Origin of the sequence: Microcoleus sp. B13-B6 (assembly GCF_036705405.1) — a bacterium.
GTDB lineage: Bacteria > Cyanobacteriota > Cyanobacteriia > Cyanobacteriales > Microcoleaceae > Microcoleus.
The window spans coordinates 14,067-34,870 of the sequence record NZ_JAUBUJ010000012.1 but is presented as its reverse complement, the minus strand read 5'-3'; the positions used below and the strand labels follow the sequence as shown (position 1 = coordinate 34,870).

Here is a 20,804-nt window from a genome sequence, read left to right as displayed (position 1 = left end):
ATTGGGCATATCCCAAATTTGAAACTCATATCATTCTGAATCGCCTCTAATTTTAATACAGGTTGCTAACTTCGATATCTGGCAAATTACAATATGTGCGGCGTTCAATTTTTAACGGACAATCTAGGCAACAAAACCGCTGCAATTGTTGACATCAAAAACCACAGAGATTTTTGATCTGACGTACTGGCTGAATGCGGCGAACCGACAGACTTTCAGTTTTTATATCAATTCCTGTTGTATCGGAATGATGAAACCGCAGAGGACACAGAGGATACAGAGAAAGGGAAGAGAGAGATGAATAATTCCGATGCCAACGGATTTGATATTAGTTGAGTCGCAAGGCTCAAAAGTCCCGGTGCTGCTTGACTTCCAGTACCCAGACGATATCTGGGAGGATGTTTACGACTGTGTGATTATTGAATCTAGAAAAGATGAACCAAGAGTTCCCTGGGAAGAATTTAAGCGCTAGCTGCTGGAAAAAGGTATGCTGAATGTCTGATATCATGTCCGATCGATTGACCATAATATCCCGGCCGGGCGGGTTTTTGAGATTGTCAATTATTGGCCGATATTATTGGTGAACCCGCCCCTACCTGATTTCGGGCGAAGCGACCGGACATAATATCATTCTTTAGATTTAATCTAAAATCCAAAATTTAAAATCTAAAATCGATCGATCGCACTCATAAAAAAATCGGGGCGATTCCAGACAATCCCAGAATCACCCCAATTATTGATTTCAAACTTTAGATTAAATCTAAAATCCAAAATCTAAATTGTAAAATCGATTAGGCGATCGTCGCCATTTTCACATCGCTATTAGCTAACAAATTTTGCAATTCATCAGCATCCACCGTTTCCTTTTCAACTAGCATATCTGCCAAAGCATTAAGGACATGGCGGTTGCCAACGAGTACATCTTTAGCGCGACGGTAAGCTTGTTCTACCAACAAACGCACTTCATCGTCGATCGTAGCTGCGGTTTCTTCAGAGAAATCCCGTTCAGCCATGATATCGCGACCCATGAACATATTGCCTTGTTGGCGACCGAGAGCTACAGGGCCTAGCCGATCGCTCATTCCGAAGCGAGTCACCATTTGCCGCGCTACTCTTGCCACTTGCTGCAAGTCGTTCGACGCACCGGTTGTTACTTCTTCTTCGCCGAAGACAATTTCTTCAGCAATGCGGCCGCCCAAAGCTACCGCCATTTGATTTTGCAAGTAAGACCGAGAATACAAGCCTGAATCCATCCGATCTTCGCTGGGTGTGAACCAAGTCAAACCGCCAGCGCGGCCGCGGGGGATAATGCTAATTTTCTGCACGGGGTCATAGTCGGGCATCAGCGCGCCGACTAAAGCGTGACCGGCTTCGTGGTAAGCTACTAAGGTTTTGCGCTTTTCGCTCATCACGCGGTCTTTCTTTTCCGGGCCAGCGAGCACGCGGTCGATCGCGTCGTTGACTTCATCCATCGAGACTTCGGTCAAGTTGCGACGGGCGGCTAAAATTGCTGCTTCGTTGAGTAGGTTGGACAAATCTGCACCTGTGAAACCGGGTGTCCGGCGGGCGATTTTTTCCAAGTCCACGTCTTTTGACAAAGTTTTGCCGCGGGCGTGAACGTTGAGAATTTCTAGGCGGCCTCCGAAGTCGGGGCGATCGACTACAACTTGGCGATCGAAGCGACCCGGACGCAGCAGCGCCGCATCGAGCACGTCGGGGCGGTTTGTGGCAGCAATCAAAATGATGCCAGTATTGCCCTCAAAGCCGTCCATTTCTGTCAGCAACTGGTTCAGGGTTTGTTCCCGTTCGTCGTTGCCACCGCCCAAACCAGCGCCCCGCTGGCGGCCTACGGCGTCAATTTCATCGATAAATACAATACAAGGAGCGTTCGATTTAGCTTGTTCAAACAAGTCGCGGACGCGGGAAGCACCGACACCCACGAACATTTCCACAAATTCTGAGCCGGAAATCGAGAAGAAGGGAACGCCTGCTTCTCCAGCCACTGCTTTTGCCAGCAGGGTTTTGCCAGTTCCGGGAGGGCCGACCAGCAGCACGCCTTTGGGGATTTTTGCTCCGACTGCGGTGAAGCGGTCTGCATTTTTCAGGAAGTCCACGACTTCTGCGAGCTCTAGCTTGGCTTGTTCGATGCCGGCCACGTCGCCGAAAGTCACCTGAGTTTGTGGCTCCATTTGGACTCTAGCTTTGGATTTGCCGAAGTTCATGGCTTGGTTGCCGGGCCCGTTTTGCGCGCGCCGCACCAGGAAAAACAGTCCCACCAAGAGCAAGATCGGGAAGAACAGGCTGCTGAGGGCTTTTACCCAGAAGCCTTCGTCGCTTTGGGGCAGAACTGAAATATCTACGTTATTTTTGGTCAGGATGTTGATCAGTTCGGGGTCGTTTGGCAGGTTAACGAGTACCTTGTTGCCGTCCTGGGCTGTGACCAGGGCTTTGCTGCGATCGGAACTGATATTTATTTTGTCTACTCTCTTGCCTTCGACTTCCTGAATGAATTGACTGTACTTCCAAACTTCGCGGCTTGGGGGCTGTTTGTCAAAAAAAGCCGTTGCTAAGGCAATGACTACAATAGCCAGCAGTGCGTACAGGCCAGCGTTTCTCCACCGTTTATTCACCGAGGTCGATCCTCCTAATTTTTAGTCCCTGTGATTTGGGAATTTTTATTTATGTTCATCAATCTTAACGTAATTGTAACTTGTTTTTGTGTGGTGAGGAATCCCGGCCATGCTGTGGCGGTCTGATGTGGCGGGAACGGAACTTCTCATCTGCCCGCGAGTAAGCCATCAATTACAATATTAAATGATTTTTGTCAAGAGTTGGCGTCCCCCAGCCCACAAGGTTTTCGGCGATCGGCGGGCGATTTTCAGTTAATCTAGTAGAAACCAAGAAGTGAGCAGCGATGGGAATTACCTACACTACCTTAAAAATTAGAAATTTTTTGACTGACAGCGAGATAGTGGATCAGGAGGCAAAAGTAGATACAGGAGCGACGATGCTAGTTTTGCCCGAATCAACTGCTGCACAGTTTAACTTCCCTAAGATTAGGAAGCAGATAGTTAAGTATGCTAACGAGCAGACGGCCCAAAGAGATATTGTTGGTGGGGTTGAAGTCGAAGTGTGCGGTAGGAAAGGTTGGTTTGAAGCAATCGTCTCACCTGGGAAAAAGTATGCTTTACTCGGTGCTATTGTGATGGAGACGCTCGATTTGATTGTCGAGCCCAGAGGGTTGCAAATATATCCAAATCCGCGCTCTCCGAATATGCCTATGGCTGAGATAGAGTAGAGCGTTGAATTTGTCAATGGAACGAGAGAGAGTGATGTTAAAGCTGCTCGCTTGCGATCGGATGTCTCAATCCTCAGCGTTTTCTATGTAAAATAATCCTGTGTGCGTGCAAAAACGTTGTATAAAATAGTAGGGACTATTCTGGGAACAACCAAAATGGGTGTTCGTCTGTTAGCAAACGATCTATATTAGTAGCTTGGCGGTAACAACTACGATAAAATCTTTAGTGTATGACTGAGCGCTAAGGCAGGAGCGAGGGTTACAGCGTGATGTGCGGAAACTTCCTTTAGAAAAAACGAGCTATCGCCAAACATCCTCAGTTAGATTCTTTTAAACCAATCACATTTGACCTATGGCAGAAACACTTGGCTCTCTCTGCGACAAATTGACAATTGTTAAATTGAAACAGTGGCATTCCGAAGACGAAATCAGACTCAAGAGCCTTGCTGTTCAAGAAAAACAGCTTCAGCAGGAAATGAACGAATTTATTAGCGCTGCTATATCGGGTCAAATTCCGATCGCTCGCCTGACTTTCGCATCAAATAAAGTTTATAAAAAAGAAGGCAATTATGTGCCTGATGTCCTTGGCAGCATAGGCGAAATCTTCTCGCAGCTCGCCCACGTTAACTGCAACTTGTGGCACGAACAAGAAAAAGTCTATGAGTTTGAAAAAGTGGCAGCCTCAGAAAAAGATCGAGTTGTCAAACAGCTAGCGATATTGAACTTAGAACGGAATAAGTGTATAGATGGAATAGATGGAAATTTCAAAGCACTGGTAGAAAAGCTAGGCTCTCAAAAAAATAACTAATTTTAGAGGTAAAACAATGCACTTAGGTCATCGTAAAACTTGTCGGGTATGCGGTTCTTCAGCCCTCACCCCAGTCATTAATTTAGGCGAACAGTATTTGCAAGGTTCCTTTGTCAAGCCAGGGAAAGAAGAACCACCCCTGAGAAAAATTTCCCTTTCTCTAGTGCGTTGCGATCCCACCAAAGATGAGAGAGCCTGCGGTTTATTACAGATGGAACATACGGTTCCGCCGGAAGTTTTATATTCTGCCTACTGGTATCGTTCCGGCACGAACGCAACCATGCGAAATCACTTGCAGGGAATTACTGAAGAAGCAGCATCCCTGATTGGCAAAAGCAATGCTCGTGTTTTAGATATTGGCTGTAATGACGGCACTTTACTAAAGTGCTATCCGCAAAACTTCATCAAATTTGGTGTCGATCCGTCAGACGTAGCTCAAGAAATAACCGGAGACATTACTGCAATTCAAGACATTTTTCCTTCCGAAGAACTCACCAAGGTTTTACAAGGCGAAAAATTTGACATTATTACGTCAATCGCCATGTTTTATGACCTGGAAGATCCGGTAAGCTTCTGCAAAGAAATCAAAAAAGCGCTTGCTCCTGGGGGTTTGTGGGTCTTTGAGATGTCTTATATGCCATCCATGCTCAAGATGAATTCTTACGACACAATTTGTCACGAGCATTTGGAATATTACAGTTTAGCAGTGCTGGAATATATACTGAAACAAGCTGACTTGAAAATAGTAGATGCCGTACTTAACGACATCAACGGCGGTAGCATTCGCTGTTATGCAACGCATCTTGACAACTTTGCCTTCAAAAAACAAGAAGCTGTGACGCGCATCAAGCTATTACGTCAGGCCGAATTTGACATGGAGCTGGATACCGACAAACCCTACAAAAATTTTCAAGACAGGATCAACGTGCATAAAGAGCAGTTAGTTTCGCTGCTAAAAATGTTGAAAAAAGAAGGTAAGAGCATTCACATTTACGGTGCATCGACTAAAGGCAATACAATTTTGCAGTGGTGCGGAATCGACAATCGCATTATAGATGTAGCGGCGGAGAGAAACCCAGATAAATACGGCGCCTATACGCTCGGTACTGACATTCCGATTGTCAGCGAAGCGGATTCAAGGGCAATGAAGCCGGATTATTATTTAGTCTTGCCGTGGCATTTTAAGGAAGAATTTCTCAAGCGCGAGGAAGAAATACTGCAAAGGGGTGTTGGTCTAATCTTCCCTTTGCCTAACGTGGAAATTATCAAATACTAAGTCAAGAAACAAGACAGCGCACAACAGGATAAAGCTATGACACATTTCTTCATTCATAACAGTTTTCACAGCGGCGATGTAATTTTGACAAGAGCCGTAATTCAGGCGGTTAGAATTAGTTTTCCCGGGGCGAAAATTACCCTGGAGTGCGCTGAAGTCTCTACTTATCTTTGGCAGGATTTAGATTTGCCGATCACGCTTTATCAAAGTCAGGAATACAAAGGCACGGAACCAACGCCAAACTGCCCCGATACTGCCATATTTGTCAATATGTGGTTTGGCGTTTTTGATGATATTTTAAAACTCTACGGTATGACGTACCAAAATAACGTTCATACCTTTAATCGCCAGATGTATCAGCATGGCCTGAATCATCAATATCTTCTGCCGATACCGATTCATACCCCGACGATCGCCTTTTTTGGACGGACAGAACCGGAAATAGCAGTTAGAGCCAATAGTATTTTAGTAGAAAACGGGGAAGTTTTCTCGAATCAAAGCTATTTCTATTTAAACGAACACCTGAAGCAAATAGCATCGGATTTTCCTCAGCTCAACTTTTACTGTTCGGCTCCACCTAAATCTCCGGCTGCAAATCTGGTCGATTGCAGCGGCATGAATCTGAAAGAATTATCGCAAATAGGAGACAAATCTATTGGTTTGTTGATGAAAGGAAGCGCTATAAACGCGGCTTGCCAAACGGAAATTAATCGATATAAGCCTCGTTGTATTGTTGGCTGGGACTTAGCAGAGAAGCTTTGGGATAACTTGGAAAATCCGGTGGTTTATGCCAAGAATTATGCCGAAGTCCAACAATGGCTGACCAAGATTGTGGCAGATATTACCTTCTCTACAGCAGCAGTTAAGAATGCCAATCTCGTAGCTACGAAGGCATCAATTTTTCCGACAGAATCGGTAAGTAAAGATCGGGATAACTTGCTGGATAAAATTTTGATAATCTCGCACACAAAAACTAATTGTGGCGTGCATGAATACGGTTTTAATATAGCAAAAACGCTCAAAAATTCGACCAAATACTCTTTCGTATATGCCGAATGTTCGAGTGCTGAAGAGTTGCTCTATCGCGTCAACCAGGTAAAACCATCAGCAATTATCTACAACTATCATCCCACAACATTATCTTGGGTGAATAAGAGCATACTGCAATCTATTAACGGGTCACACATCGGGATTATTCACGAAGTCACGCAGCGCCTAGCAGATGTATCAAATAATTCCATCTTTCAGTACCATATCGGTCCAGATCCGACGTTACAGCTCAAGAATCCAATTGTCTTTAAAACAGGAAGAATTATCGCTCCGTATACGAATAATCACAAATTACCAGAGATTCCAACTATTGGTAGTTTTGGATTTGGACTGGAAGGAAAAGGATTTGAAAAGCTGATTGCTACCGTACAGCAAGAGTATGACGAGGCACTGATTAGGCTGCATATTCCCTTTGCAACTTTTGGCGATGCTGATGGAAGTAAAGCAGTTGCGATCGCCCAACGATGTCAGCAGTCGATATTCAAGCCGGGAATTAAACTAAGTTTAAGTCACGATTTTCTCAGTCAAGAACAATTACTGGATTTTCTAGCACAAAATACGCTAAACGCCTTCTTTTATGACAGACTTGAGAATCGCGGTATATCGAGTACGATCGATCACGCGCTGGCTGTCAAAAGACCGATCGCCATTACAAAAAGCAATATGTTCAGACATATTGTTTCGGCCAAGCCTTCAATTTGTATAGAAGATTCCAGCTTGAAACAAATTGTTGATAACGGTATTGCACCGCTGGTGCCATTTTACAATGAATGGAGCGAAGCTAATTTCATTTTGGATTATGAGCGTATACTTGCTCAAGTATTAGAAAAGCCACAGAAGTCCCACAGCCAGAGGTATTTAGATGTTGGGATTCCCAATGTAACATCATTCAATCGGATCTTGGATGATGCCGCGCGATCGCAGTACGCACCTAGGATTAATCAGTTATTTGCACTAGTTCCTGAGATGATGGCGCGGAAAATACCGGAAGCTAATATTCAGCAAGCCTTTATATTGGATACGGTAGACAAATTTGCTTCTCAATTAGTCAAGCCTAAAATTTTATGTGTTGGCAGTCATGAAGATAGTGCTGCTGCTGCTCTGAAGCAAGTCGGCTACCAATTGGAAGAAATCGATCCGGCGATTAACTGCGATCTCAACACTTATTTCCACAAGCCGTCTACTATTAAAGGGAGCTATGATATTATATTTTCAACATCTGTGATTGAACACGTTCAAAATGACGAGTTGTTTCTGATGCAAATCGCTGAACTTCTGGCACCTGGAGGTAGTGCCGTTTTAACCTGCGATTATAATGACCAGTATAAACCGGGCGATCGGATTCCGGGAGTGGACTTTCGCTTGTACACGCAGAAAGATTTCAAACAGCGACTTCTGCCTTTATTAAAAAATTGTGTTTTCCCTGACGTTCCGCAATGGGATTGTCCGAAACCCGATTTTATTTATGAAGGATGTCGCTATACATTTGCCACCTTTGTTTTTCAGAAAAATAAACTGTGAACGCTCTTATTTTCGGTGCTAACGGACAAGATGGATACTATCTCCATCAGTTGTGCAACGCTAAAGGAATTAAACCTGTAGCTGTATCGCGATCGGGAGATTGGATGCGTGGCGATGTGTCTGACTACAAACAGGTTGAGGAGTTCGTAAAAGAATACCAACCAACCTACGTATTTCACTTAGCTGCTAAATCAACAACACGACACGATGCGCTGTTTGAAAATCATGCAGCAATTTCGACAGGTACACTCAATATTTTAGAAGCGGTTTACAAGCATAGCGCCAATTCTAAAGTTTTTATTACAGGTAGCGGCGTTCAATTCTATAATGATGGCAATCCTATTTCTGAGGATACTGCTTTTGAAGCAAGTAGTGCTTATGCCGTTGCTCGAATCCAATCAGTTTATGCTGCCCGATATTACAGAAGTCTCGGTATCAAAGCCTATGTAGGATATTTATTCCATCATGAAAGCCCTCTCAGAAAGCCAAATCATGTCAGCCAAAAAATTGTAGTCGCCGCTAAGCGTATTGTTCAGGGATCTGAGGAAAAACTTCAAATTGGCGATGTTAATGTAGAGAAAGAATGGACGTTTGCCGGTGATGTAGCAGAGGGAATTATGACGCTGGTAGAACAGGAAAATGTTTTTGAAGCTGTTATCGGTTCCGGCAAAACTCATTCTATAAAAGATTGGATAGAAGTCTGCTTTTTACACCTGGGTTTGGATTGGACTCGATATCTAGAACAAGCTGAAAATTTTCAGCCGGAATATAAACGATTAGTATCCAATCCTGCGCTAATGGACAGCCTACATTGGCAACCCAAAATAGACCTGCGACAACTCGCAGCTATGATGATCGACGCCATATAAAATCATAATCCACCTTTAGGTATTTCCATGATGAAACCATTATCTCAGCCCGCTTCTTATCCCTATACACCGATGCACAAACATTACGGTTTTGCGGTTTTTGGACCACAGGAAATATTGTCCTATCTGGAAACAGCGCAAAATCTAAAAAATAGCGAACCAAACTGCATAATTACATGGTTCATTACTTCCGAAAGTGAGATTATGTTGCAAAATAATCCTTGCCTTGACCAAGTTGTGGTTATGGAGGGAAGCGCGAAATTTCTCGAAACTGAGATACCGCGTTTGCAAACAGAACGTTCTTGGTCTGGTTTTTTTACTCCTGATTTTCCGAAAAATAATTCTGGCAAACGAATTTTGTTGGGACAACTAGGTTTAAATGGTGATTGTCTTCATGCTACTGTTGTAGCTCGACAAATCAAGCATGACTATCCAGGATGTCATCTAACTTGGGCAATTTCATCTCTTTGTCGTAGCATAATCGAAGAAAATCCCTTCGTGGATGAAATTTGGGAATTTCCAGCCGAAAATTGGAATCAAATATTTGCTGCTTGGTATCAGTTTGAACAGGAATTACAAAAGCGGGTTAAGCAGGGTGAATTTGATGAATTATTTTTCACACAAATTTACCCAGGAAATACTCAAAATTATGATGGGACAACGAAAGTTTCTCTATTGCGAGGCTATCCTAAACCAATTACAGTTCCTTTACAAAATATCTTGAGACTACGCCAAACGGAAGTAGAAAAAGTGCGAATATTTGCCGAACAACACAACCTACAGAACCGCCGTAATATAATTTTGTTTGAGTGTGCATCCAGCAGTAATCAATCATTTGTTACACTTGATTTTGCTTTGTCCTTTGCCCAGGGATTGCTGTCTCTTGTGCCAGATTGTAGTATTATTCTTTCATCTAAATCTAAAGTTCCGGTAGTAGATGCGCGAATTGTTGATGGTAGCACCTTAAGTCTACGAGAAAATGCAGAATTAACAAAATATTGTTCTCTTTTTATCGGTTGTTCGAGTGGAGTGACACAAACAGCATTGACAGATTGGGCAAAACCACTGCCCATGATTCAGTTATTACTGGCATCAACATCAGTATATGCCTCGATCGCACATGACTTAGAATACTGGGGACTGTCATCAGAACAAGTTTTAGAAATGACTGATTTGCCTCCAGAAAGACTGATTGAATGTGTTTACCTGGCGCTGACACGAGGATTTGCCGAAGCTCGTCTAAAATTTCATCAAAAAATACAAGTAGACTTTAATTTTTATCTCACTCATGTTCGCAGTTTTATTTTTCCACATTATGTCAAAGCATCTCGCTCACTTCTAAATACAGTAGCAAGATATGGCTGGCATCAGCAGCTTAAAACCTTTATTCAGACAGAATTAATGCCAACATTAGGTGTACAAACACCCCCACTTCTCTCTGATGAAGTGTGTACTAAACTCTTAGAAGATTTCATTTTCAGCAAAGAAAAGCCACAAACTCCTCAAGAGGCTGTTAAAACTAACAAACAGCTAGCGAGACAAATGCCTTTAGTCAGTGTTTGTATTCCTACTTACAATGGTGAACAATTTCTAGAAGCAGCGCTAGCAAGTGCAATTGCCCAAACTTATTCTCACATAGAAATAATTGTTTCCGATGATAACTCAACTGACAAAACAGTAGAAATAGCAAAAATATTTCAACAAAAGTATCCAGCTAAAATTACGATCTTAAATCATCATCAATATGGATTAGTCCAAAATTGGAACTTCTGTATATCCCAAGCTAAAGGGAAATATATTAAATTTTTGTTCCAAGATGATCTACTAGAACCGGACTGTATAGAAAAAATGGTGAATTTAGCGGAACAAGACGAACAAATCGGCTTAGTTTTCTCACCTCGTAATATTTTGATGTCTGGGGGTGCTGAAGCTAATTCTGCTTATATGCCAGATTATCAAAATGCCAAAGACACCTACAAAGCTTGGTTGAATTTGAAAGCGATTCAATCAGGACAAGAACTGCTAGAAAAACCTCAGTTATTGAGCGATCCTATTAACAAAATAGGAGAACCAACTACGATATTAATTAAGAAGAACGTCTTCGATCGAGTAGGAGTTTTTGATGCTGATTTATGTCAGCTTGTGGATGTTGAAATGTGGCTCCGAATTATGAGCCAATATAAAATTGGGTTTGTCTATGAGACTCTTTCTCATTTTCGGATTCATCCTAGTCAACAAACTCGGAAAAATTCTGAAACTAGACAGACTATTTTATCAGATTGGTATAAATTTTATCACAAAATTCATGTAGACGATCGCTATCCTCAAAACTTAAGAGAGGAAGCGTTTAATAAGTATACAGCGTTAGGCAAACAACATCCTGGATTAACAACACAGCCTCTTAATGAACTACATAAATCTCGCAAACAACTTGCTGAAACTTGGCTGAGTTTACCTATTGAGCAACTAGAAAATGCTTATGCCAGCGAACTAGGCAAGACACATCAAATGCTACTCAATAGTGCCATTAAAGATGACCCATTTACGGACACAGAAAAAACATTTATCGATCGACTAGCATCGCATCTCTCCCAGGGAGTTAAAAATCCCAAAGATATTAACTACCTACTAGCAGCCGCCCTCTATCGTCGTGCAGATCAGTTAATGCTGAACTATGAAAATGCAGTTATACCTAACTGGTTTGTCAACGACTACCTCAAATTTATGTTTGCTGCGCCTACTCTCTTTCAAGAAATAGGAGAGGCTGACAATTATTGTCGGTATGTGCAGGGATGGGTCAGTTATTTGCATAGCAATATCTTCAAGAACCCAAACTCACAAGTCTGGCAGGACATCGCCTGGTTTTTCACTCAAAGCGCTAACTTTATTCCTCTGTACTTCAATAGTGAAAATCTCAAGGATATATACACAAAGCGCGCAGATATTATTGAATATGCCATGAAAAATCGTGGCGCTGCGATTGATTGCATTTTTCCGGCTAGACCTGCGAATAGGCCGAAAATTCGCCTTGGTGTCCTGACTAAACATTTCGGGGCGATGACGGAAACTTTCGCTACTTTGCCAGCTTTTGAATATCTGAATCGAGAGCAATTTGAAATTATTTTGTACGCTCTCAATCTCGACGGGAATAAACTAGAACAGTATTGTCAGAGTCGCGCTGACAGGCTGGTTAAACTATCTAATGACTTGCCAAGTCAAGTTCAGACAATCCGCGCTGATGACTTAGATATTCTGCTGATTGCTACCAATATTACTGCGGTTACTCATCCGATTAGTTTACTAGCATTGCATCGCTTAGCGCGGGTACAAACTACGTGTTTTAATTCTCCCATTACCACAGGAATGCGACACATTGACTATTACATTGCTGGTAAGTTGATGGAACCTGCACTTGAAGGACAGGAGCATTATCGCGAGCAATTAGCAACTATTGACGGGCCTGGCTGCTGTTTTAGCTATACCCTCGAACCTTACACTCCTAACATTAATTTCACCAGAAATAGTATCGGCATTTCCGAGGAATCGGTGGTCTTTATTTCGAGTGCGAACTTGTATAAGCTAGTGCCGGAGTTAAGGGAAACATGGGCAAAGATTATGGCGGCTGTTCCTAATTCTGTGCTGTTTTTAATGCCCTTCGGCCCTAGCTGGACTAATCATTATCCTGGGGGGGCTTTTGTGAATAATATGAAAGCCGTTTTTGCTAAGTATGGCATTGAGAGTAATCGTTTGCGCGTGTTGAAGAGTTTTCCTAACCGTGCGGATGTTAAAGAAGTTTTGAAGTTGGGAGATGTTTATTTAGATTCCTATCCCTATGCGGGGACTACTTCGCTTGTAGATCCGTTAGAGGTGGGACTTCCAACTGTGGTTAGGGATGGTGATACTTTGCGATCGAGAATGGGGGCTGCGGTGGTACGATCGCTCTCTATGCCTGATTTAATTGCCAATAGCGAAGCATCTTACATTCAACTAGCAGTTACCCTCGGCACTAATCCTGAACTTCGGCAGCGCTATCGCCAGGAAATTCAGCAGAAAATGCAAGCTAATCCGGCTTGTTTTGACAGTGTGGCATACTCTGGGGCGATCGGCAAATTATTCCAAGAACTCTTTGGCCAATGGCAAAGCAGCCACCTGGAAGCATCGCGCCACTTACAGGATAGCATTCCCAAGCAGCCAGATTTCGACGAAATTCTCTCGAACACCGTCAACCTTTACCAAAGAAACTCCTCAAACATCTCAGCAATATCCGAACTGCGTCAAATCCGCAAACAAATCGCTGATTTTTGGCTGAACGTTCCCGCCGAAAACCTCGAAGCAGCCTACAAAAGCGCTTCAGGTAAGAGCTATCAAATCCTGCTCAAGAGCGGCTTCCAACGTCAAGCGATGATCGAAAGCGAACAAAGGTTTTTGCAGCAATTAACCCAGATTAGCAAAGGATTAGTGCATCCCAAAGCTGTCAACGCCTTGCTTGCCGCGATGCTGTATTTCCCGCCGGGAACCATGCGAATTCCCGACGCTCGCAACCGCTTGCCGCACTGGTTAATTGGGGATTACGAACAAGTTTTTGAGACGGAAGCCGCCGCCAAGTCTGAGTCTACTTCTGACTTGCTAGCTCAATACATTCAATCGCCACAATTTGCGAATCAACTGTTAGGATGCGTCAATCTTTACCGCATCGATCCGTCAGACGAATCGGTTGTTTTGGAACTCCGCCAAATCAGAAAACAAATGGCTGATTTTTGGCTGACTGTTCCTTCAGAAAAACTCGAAAGTTTTTACCGAGGAGAGGTTCGCAAGGGATATCAAGCAATACTTAGCTGCGGCTTGCAAGCAGAATCAATGACTGAAGCCGAACAGCAGTTTTTGCAGAGATTGACTGAAATTAGCAAAGGGTTGGTGCAGCCTCAAGCTATCAATGCTCTGCTGGGGGCAATGCTGTATTTTGTACCCGGAAAAATGCTGGTTCCCGATGCTCGCACCCGCTTGCCGCAGTGGTTGCTTGAAGATTACGAAAAGGTGTTTGAAAGCGCATTCGCGACAACAGAACCAACAGTTGTCAAACAAGATTATATGCCGCAGTTTCTCAATCAATTAACTGCTGCGGTCAATCTCTATGAAATCGACCCGACGGCTGAATTGGTAATAGCAGATTTGCGGCATATTCGCAAGCAAATTGCCGATTTGTGGCTGAGCGTTTCCGGCGAACAAGTAGAAGTTTTGTACCGGAGCGATTTTGGTAAGGGTTACAAAGCAATGCTGGGCAGCGGGTTTATTAAGGAGCCATTGAATGAGAGCGATCGCGAGTTTTTTAACTCGTTGGTTGTTGAGTTGAGTAAAGGGTTTGGAACGCCTAATGCGGTGAATAATTTGTTGGCGGCGATGCTGTTTTGTCGCCCTGGACTGTTACGGGTTCAGGATGCGAATACTTGTTTGCCGGAGTGGTTGTTGGCGGATTACGAGCAGTTGGTTGGGGGTGCCGTTAAGGTGGCTGTGGGGTAAACGAAGGCGGAGTAGGCGATATCTGTAGGGAAACGGCACTGCCCATTAATGTCAACTTAAGCTTTTAGTCCGCCAGTTCTCCCGCTCACCCGGCAGTCCGCCAGGGAATGAATTCCCTGTCTAATAGCGAAAGTCCTCTGAAAGAGGACTGAGAAGAAGAATTCTTAACTCATTAGTCCTCTTTGAGAGGACTTTCGCTTTGAGGCAGGGGTTTCAACCCTTGCCGGACTATGGGTTTTACCTTAAGTTGACACCCCTTGGGCACGGCGCCGTGTCCGTAAGAGGAGACGGCAGTGCCGTTTCCCTACTGGAATACGCTTGATTGTTAAGGGCAAAAGAAATGCTTCAATTATATAGAAACGGTGAAAATGGAGAAATAATTCGGGGTAAAGGGTTGTCGGCCTTTATACACAACGGCGACTACTACCAAACCATCATCCGAGTTTTTGAAGACGGTATGATCGATTGTTGGGAATGGGTTAACTTTGAGGAATTCAAAACCAAAGTTGCCGAGGGATGGGTTGTTACCCAAGTTCCCAAGGGTGCGAGGATAAGCTGTCACCATCTCTACTACGGAAATTCGACTTTAGAGTTTTATATAGAGATTGATGATTTTGTAAAAGAAGTAGAAGATACGATAAACCGGCTTCAGGGAAAGCAAACAGTTGCAGATACTTGTGTTCAAGCCTTTGCTAAATTCCTAACATTCCCAACAAAAGAAAATAAAAGTAGCTTGCGAGAAGCTTACAATGCTATTCCCAAACATCTGAGAATTTATGTGCTTGGTGATATGGATTGTAAAGATTCTGCTATCAGAATGTGTATCGAAGATACAGAAGTTTCCCAGAAAGTTCTAGAAAGCTTTAAGAGGCACTATGAATGGATCTTGGAACGGTTAAATTAAGCGAAGGTAGGTATGTGTAAATAAACTTTGGTATATCACAAGAAGTAAAGCTATAATAAACCTTGCGATTGCTTCGTTTCACTCGCAATGACATACTCATGTATTTGACAGCTCATTTACTACTATCTGAATCCTCAGTATTGTCCAAAACTCTATCTAGTGATGTTTGACTCGCTTGAAGCCAAAACTCAGCTTCATCATCAGGTAAGAGTGTTACTAATACTTTTGCCCCTTCGGGTAACTCTGATAACTCCAGCAGTTCAATTTTCCCTTGTCGAACAGTAGCCCAAAGTGTTTTCAGCATATCCACCTCATAAACTGTGCTTTATGCAATTTGCAGATTTTTGGTACATTGTCGCACTGAGCGACTAATTACAACCTCACAGGGAGCATCTCACCTTTGCAGCCCTCCGCTAGAAATTGGAGTTTTGAGGCAGGAGGCAGGAGGCAGGAGGCAGAAGGAAAGAGGAAGAAGGAAAGAGGAAGAAGGAAAGAGCCAGAAGAAGGAAGGAGCCAGAAGAAGTATTTTTACAAATATGAGATGCTCCCACCTCACATACATAGATCGAGGAAGTATTTAAGCCTGATTTAGGATCAATTTAACACAAGTTCTGGCTGCTGAGTCTCAAATAAGGGGCGAGTTACCTGACGCAGCAGCACGGTTTCTAAACTGCCTTCTACTACATTTGCTGCTTCTATTTCCAACTCGCCCCACAATAGCCGATCGCCTTGATTGGGCATTTTACCTAAATTGTGGATCGCGAATCCGGCGATTGTTTGGTAAGCTTGGTTAGTCGGCAGGTTTAACCCGAGTTTTTCGTTAACTGCTGTCACTTCCCATACGCCAGAAATTAGTGCCGAATGAGCATCTTTTTGAACGAGAGTTGCTTCGGAAGGTAACAGCAGCGGTTGAGACTCTTTACTGGTAATCCAACCAGTCAGCAGCCGGACGGTACCGTTGAGAATTGCTAGCAGCGGCCACAGTAATTTTGAGCAGAGTTCGAGGGCCGGCATCAACAGCAAAGCGGTGCGTTCTGGGGCGTGGGTTGCTAATACTTTCGGGATTAGTTCTCCTAATACTATTTCTACGTAAGTTACTAGGATAAAAGCTGCGGGAACTGCGATCGAATGAGCAGTCAGCACGGCCGAAAAATGACCGATCGGCAATTTGTCGATCCACGGTTCGATCCAGTGTACAGTCGCGCCCTCACCCAACCAACCCAACAGCAAACTCCCTGCTGTTGTGCCAGTTTGAGTCACAGACAGGTAATGCGGTATGTTGTTTTGAGCTTGGTGGACGAGTTCGGCAGTTTTAGCGGTTGGGCGATCGTCCAACTGGGCAAGTTGGCGGATTTGATGGCGATCTGCTGATACTAATGCTAGTTCTGACGCCACAAAAAAGGCGATTAAAAGTGTTAAGCCCGCCAACATTGCTAATCTCAGCGTTGTTTGAGCGACTTCTATTTCCAGGCAAGTAAGGTTGTTCAAGATAGATATCTAATATGATAGATGTTTTAAGTTAATTATTTTATTTTAGCTGGGGATTGAGATAGATCGATCGCCAGACATTGTGGATCTCCGCACTACCCGTATTCGTAGGTGCGGCTGCACCTTACCCGTAGAACTTGTAAACTCTTTCTCTTCTCTTCCTTCGCGCCCTAGCGCTTACGCGCCGCTTCGCTAACGCACCTCGAAGCGGTTCGTTTTAACTGAGATATTGCACCATTCTCAATTACTTTTTTAGGAACAGGCTTTTCGGCCTGTTCCACAAGAAGACTCATTCTTTGTGGAACGGGCCGGAGAGCCCGTTCTTGACAATGGTGCAAGATATCAGTTTTAACTGAGATATTGTACCATCCTCAATTACTTGTTTAGGAACAGGCTTTCCGGCCTGTTCCACAAGAGATGAATTTTCTTGTGGAACAGGCCGGAAAGCCTGTTGTTGACAATGGTGCAAGATGTGAGTAAAAAAAAATCTAATTCACAACACCGGAACTGATTGCTGTATCAACTCTCCCTTACTCCCCGGAGCGAGTTAATTTCCGTAAAAGTCTGCACCGGATCGGACTTCAACCCGCCTTGAATGTAATTCAACTTCACTTCTTCTAACAAATCCGACAGCAGCGACTGCAATTCCCCAAGAGTTTTCTCATCTTGCAATTCCCGCCGCAAACTTTGATTAAATTCTTGGCTGAAATTATCCAGAATTTTTCTACCTTTATCGTCTTCATAAGTAGTAGATACCACATCCACAGCAGTTTGAGCCAAATAATTTGCTAGCTGTTCCGTCATCTCAGTCGGCAAAATATTAATCGGAGAGAAAGTTTGCAGGATTTGATAAAAATCCGACTGTTTGATGGTTGTTTCCAAATTGTGGTGCAGCAATTCTTCCAAATCCGGTTGCACCTGCGGCAAAACTTTGTAAATTGTCAGATCCAAAATCCGCTTGGTAATTTGTTCGATCGTATTTTCCTGATTGACGTGAAGGTACGGCTGCTGCGCCAGCAACATCTGCGCCGCGTCGCCCTGTTTTATCGAAGTTTTAGCTTGATTGATAAACCGCACCATCATGTATTCCGACATCGTATGGGCTAAATAAGCCACCGGTTCGTAGGTAATTTGAGCAACTACGCGATCGAGATTCACCAAACCCGACTTGTGCAGCCGCACCAATACCGGCAGAATGCGGCACCCCTGCCAAATCGGCATCACCAGAAACACCTCGTACCAGCGCCTCAGCAGAAAATCAAACCAAGTTACCCCCGGTTTACGGCGGGTGTGGAACAGACTTTTAATCAAAAATTCCGCCCCAAAAAAACCGATAAAAAACGTATCAATTCGCCAAAACTGGTCAGCGCTTTTCAAATATTCGGGATTTGGCAAACTCGAATCAATGCCTTTAATCGGGTCATAAATTTTAACTAAACCCGGAAAAAAGCTCTGATAAACAGGGCGCAACTGAAGGTAACTGAAATGGAAAAGCACCAGCAAGAAATTAACTACCGCTACTAATGCGCTTAATTTAGCCCAAGAAATTGCTTTTTTAGACAATTTTACATCGGTGCTGTTAACAGTTGTGTGGGAATCTGACATAAAAGTAATTTTCCGAATTTGGTAATCGATAAATCTATCTTGTGGCCGACGCTAAAAAACTCCTAACCTCTTAAAATCCCTGGTAAACGCTAAGTATAAGGAAAGCAAAGACCGTGAACTTAAAAACAGTCATATCACTGCTAAAACAAACTTTTACTGAATGGCAAGAAGATAAAGCGCCAACCCTAGCCGCCGCCCTAGCCTATTACACAGTCTTCTCCCTCGCCCCGCTGCTAATTATCGTAATTGCGATCGCCGGTTTAGTCTTTGGTGCAGACGCAGCCCAAGGTCAAATCGTCACCCAACTCCAAAGTTTAATCGGCAAAGAAGGCGCCGAAACCGTCCAAGAACTCATCCTCAAAGCCTCCGAACCAAAGTCGGGAATGATTGCGACTTTAGTAGGTATCGCTACACTTTTGTGGGGGGCTTCCAACGTATTTACTAATCTCAAAGAAGCCCTCAATACTATTTGGAATGTTTCACCGCCCCCCGGACGAGGCATCTGGGGATTCCTGCAAGACCGCATATTGTCTTTTGCAATGATTTTAGGCATAGGCTTTCTACTGCTAGTATCTTTAGTCATTAGCGCCATTTTAGCCGCCGTCAGCTATTGGTTGAACGGCTTGCTGCAATTACCAGTCGGCATTTGGCAGATTGTGGATTTTGCTCTCTCCTTTGGCGTAGTTACGCTGCTTTTTGCCTTAATTTACAAACTTTTGCCCGATGTCCATCTTGCCTGGAATGATGTTTGGATCGGCGCCGCCATCACCTCAGTGCTGTTTACGATCGGCAAATCCATAATTGGAGTTTACCTCGGAGGTAGCGGTATTGCCTCTACCTACGGTGCTGCGGGATCGTTCGTGATTATCTTACTTTGGATCAATTATTCAGCTCAGATTCTCTTCTTAGGTGCTGAGTTTACTCAAGTTTGGGCTAACCGCTACGGTTCCCTGATGCTGGCAAAACGCAAAAATTTGATCGGCATTCAAGCTGAGGAATCCTCCGGGCCCAAACACCGGTAGAATTCTTAATATTAGATACAAAAAAATGCGATCGCTCACTTTTGAGTCAGCCGGATGCCAGCACCTTGAAACCTATGTCAGTTGGGACGGCGAGGCCTGTGGAATCACTAAATTTTAGACTCAACCCATCGCCAAATCTGCCCATGAACTTGACCGGGCGAACACTTAGTAGTATCACTGGATATGGTTGAAACCAGTTTATCTTGATCCCTGTCGCTGCCCTTCGGTGATGACCGAAAAATTTGAAGTTTGCGATCGCCCCGAAAAAGATTTGTTTCCTTGCCAGTCCCGAATTTCAACGGTGAAACCAATCTCAAGTCCACAAACAGGGATATTTCAACCTGAACTCATATCAGGAGGTACTTTTGTACGCATCAAAACATCTGGGAAGCCACCTGCTCCCTATGTCAGACATGGAGCTAATTCGCCTGTGGGTAAACGGTAAATCCCCCCGCAACCGGCGCTTTAGCTGGCAGGCGGCCAACCATTTTCGAGTGTTTGTCGCAAAACCACTGGCACAAGTTACTTTGACAGATGTGGAGACTTTCGCCGCAGCGATGAGAGCTCGGAAACTTCCACCGCGTTTCTACCAGCAAACCTTGGTAGCGCTGAAATCGCTGTTCGCCTTCGGCCAGCAAACGAAAATTTTGCCCGCAACACTCCCCCTTCACCGGTGGCCGGTTCTGCGCGGGAATCGCTCCAAACGCCTTCGTTTTCAACTCTCTTGGGGTTTCTTAATCTGTTTGTGCTTTTTCTTAGGTCGAATGACGCCGCGACTGTGGGGGCAATCGGTCTCGGCAGAAAGCTCGCCCACCCCGAAACGCCTGCCGCAAGTTGCGGCCCTCAATTCACCAGACAAAGGAGAGGATAACATCGATCGCGATCGATCGCCCGAAACTGCAACCCTGAATTCACCAGAGCCCATACAGGATAGCAGACTCGATAGCATCGCGCCCGAACTTCGAGTCAAAGCCTTTCTCGACACCATAGCAGCCGCCGAAGGAACCGCTAGCCCCGACGGCTACCGCACCCAGTACACCGGTACAAAATTTGTCAGCTTTCAAGATCATCCCAGAGAAATGAGGTGCGGCCGCCGCTATGGCAAAAAACTCTGTTCCGACGCAGCGGGGCGATATCAGTTTCTCAGCACAACTTGGGACAGATTTGCCAAAAAATTTGGCGTCCGCGATTTCAGCCCAGAAAATCAAGATTTGATGGCTATAGAGTTAATCCGAGAAAAAGGTGCATTAGAAGATATAGAAGCGGGTCGATTGGAGTCAGCAGTCAGAAAACTCGCTTACATCTGGCCTTCTTTTCGGCGTTATGGCGGTTCCGTGGAATCGTCGATGCCCAAACTCGAAGCAATGTACCTGCAAAACTTGGGGATTTATCGGCAAGGATTAGTTGTTAGCAATTAGTTCATTGTTATGGGTTATTTGTTATTTG

Annotated in this window: 16 protein-coding genes; 12 read left to right on the top strand and 4 right to left on the bottom strand. The window is 44.1% G+C overall.

Going from position 1 to position 20,804, the window contains the following annotated elements; translation table 11 throughout:
- Positions 1-310 precede the first annotated feature (310 nt).
- Complete coding sequence (locus QUB35_RS07550) at positions 311-472, top strand: hypothetical protein (protein ID WP_333140834.1); 162 nt, start codon at positions 311-313, stop codon at positions 470-472.
- Between the two features lie 319 nt (positions 473-791).
- On the opposite strand, the gene ftsH3 is transcribed toward QUB35_RS07550, so the two are convergent.
- Positions 792-2,630: an ATP-dependent zinc metalloprotease FtsH3 gene (ftsH3, locus tag QUB35_RS07545; RefSeq protein ID WP_006633639.1), complete on the bottom strand. Its 1,839-nt coding sequence runs from the start codon at positions 2,628-2,630 to the stop codon at positions 792-794.
- Between the two features lie 284 nt (positions 2,631-2,914).
- On the opposite strand from ftsH3, the gene QUB35_RS07540 reads away from it, so the two are divergent.
- From QUB35_RS07540 to QUB35_RS07510, 7 genes are all read left to right on the top strand, one after another.
- Positions 2,915-3,298, top strand: a complete 384-nt coding sequence (locus QUB35_RS07540; protein WP_333140832.1) for a hypothetical protein — start codon at positions 2,915-2,917, stop codon at positions 3,296-3,298.
- Positions 3,299-3,650: 352 nt separating this feature from the next.
- On the top strand, positions 3,651-4,106 hold the full coding sequence (locus QUB35_RS07535) for a hypothetical protein (protein ID WP_190741236.1): 456 nt from the start codon (positions 3,651-3,653) through the stop codon (positions 4,104-4,106).
- Positions 4,107-4,122: 16 nt separating this feature from the next.
- The gene (locus tag QUB35_RS07530) at positions 4,123-5,382 is read left to right on the top strand and encodes a class I SAM-dependent methyltransferase (RefSeq protein ID WP_333140829.1); all 1,260 of its coding nucleotides are present in this window, start codon (positions 4,123-4,125) and stop codon (positions 5,380-5,382) included.
- 36 nt (positions 5,383-5,418) lie between these two features.
- Positions 5,419-7,953, top strand: coding sequence for a methyltransferase domain-containing protein (locus QUB35_RS07525; protein ID WP_333140827.1), 2,535 nt, complete (start codon positions 5,419-5,421; stop codon positions 7,951-7,953).
- On the top strand, positions 7,950-8,822 hold the full coding sequence (locus QUB35_RS07520; RefSeq protein ID WP_333140825.1) for a GDP-mannose 4,6-dehydratase: 873 nt from the start codon (positions 7,950-7,952) through the stop codon (positions 8,820-8,822). The genes QUB35_RS07525 and QUB35_RS07520 overlap by 4 nt, the downstream gene beginning before the upstream one ends.
- Positions 8,823-8,849: 27 nt before the next feature.
- Positions 8,850-14,339 (top strand): glycosyltransferase, encoded by a 5,490-nt coding sequence (locus tag QUB35_RS07515; protein ID WP_333140823.1) that lies wholly within the window; start codon positions 8,850-8,852, stop codon positions 14,337-14,339.
- 340 nt (positions 14,340-14,679) lie between these two features.
- A complete protein-coding gene (locus QUB35_RS07510; protein WP_333140821.1) occupies positions 14,680-15,243 on the top strand; it encodes a DUF7638 domain-containing protein in 564 nt (187 codons plus the stop codon).
- 112 nt (positions 15,244-15,355) lie between these two features.
- On the opposite strand, the gene QUB35_RS07505 is transcribed toward QUB35_RS07510, so the two are convergent.
- Positions 15,356-15,547, bottom strand: a complete 192-nt coding sequence (locus tag QUB35_RS07505; protein WP_333140819.1) for a hypothetical protein — start codon at positions 15,545-15,547, stop codon at positions 15,356-15,358.
- A gap of 96 nt (positions 15,548-15,643) precedes the next feature.
- Here QUB35_RS07505 and QUB35_RS07500 point away from each other — a divergent pair, with 96 nt between their 5' ends.
- On the top strand, positions 15,644-15,835 hold the full coding sequence (locus QUB35_RS07500; RefSeq protein WP_333140817.1) for a hypothetical protein: 192 nt from the start codon (positions 15,644-15,646) through the stop codon (positions 15,833-15,835).
- A gap of 2 nt (positions 15,836-15,837) precedes the next feature.
- Here QUB35_RS07500 and QUB35_RS07495 read toward each other — a convergent pair whose 3' ends face one another.
- Both QUB35_RS07495 and QUB35_RS07490 read right to left on the bottom strand, forming a co-directional pair.
- Positions 15,838-16,731 carry a CNNM domain-containing protein gene (locus tag QUB35_RS07495; RefSeq protein ID WP_333140815.1) on the bottom strand — a complete coding sequence of 298 codons (894 nt, stop codon included), beginning with the start codon at positions 16,729-16,731 and terminating at the stop codon, positions 15,838-15,840.
- A 519-nt stretch (positions 16,732-17,250) separates the two neighbouring features.
- Positions 17,251-18,336: a hypothetical protein gene (locus QUB35_RS07490; protein WP_333140813.1), complete on the bottom strand. Its 1,086-nt coding sequence runs from the start codon at positions 18,334-18,336 to the stop codon at positions 17,251-17,253.
- Between the two features lie 113 nt (positions 18,337-18,449).
- Between QUB35_RS07490 and QUB35_RS07485 the strand changes: the two genes are divergently transcribed.
- The 3 genes from QUB35_RS07485 (at position 18,450) to QUB35_RS07475 (ending at position 20,776) form a co-directional block, all read left to right on the top strand.
- Positions 18,450-19,358 (top strand): YihY/virulence factor BrkB family protein, encoded by a 909-nt coding sequence (locus tag QUB35_RS07485; protein WP_333140811.1) that lies wholly within the window; start codon positions 18,450-18,452, stop codon positions 19,356-19,358.
- A 229-nt stretch (positions 19,359-19,587) separates the two neighbouring features.
- Positions 19,588-19,803 carry a hypothetical protein gene (locus tag QUB35_RS07480; protein ID WP_333140809.1) on the top strand — a complete coding sequence of 72 codons (216 nt, stop codon included), beginning with the start codon at positions 19,588-19,590 and terminating at the stop codon, positions 19,801-19,803.
- Entirely contained in the window at positions 19,763-20,776 is a 1,014-nt protein-coding gene (locus QUB35_RS07475) for a glycoside hydrolase family 104 protein (protein WP_333140807.1), read from the top strand. The genes QUB35_RS07480 and QUB35_RS07475 overlap by 41 nt, the downstream gene beginning before the upstream one ends.
- Positions 20,777-20,804 lie beyond the last annotated feature (28 nt).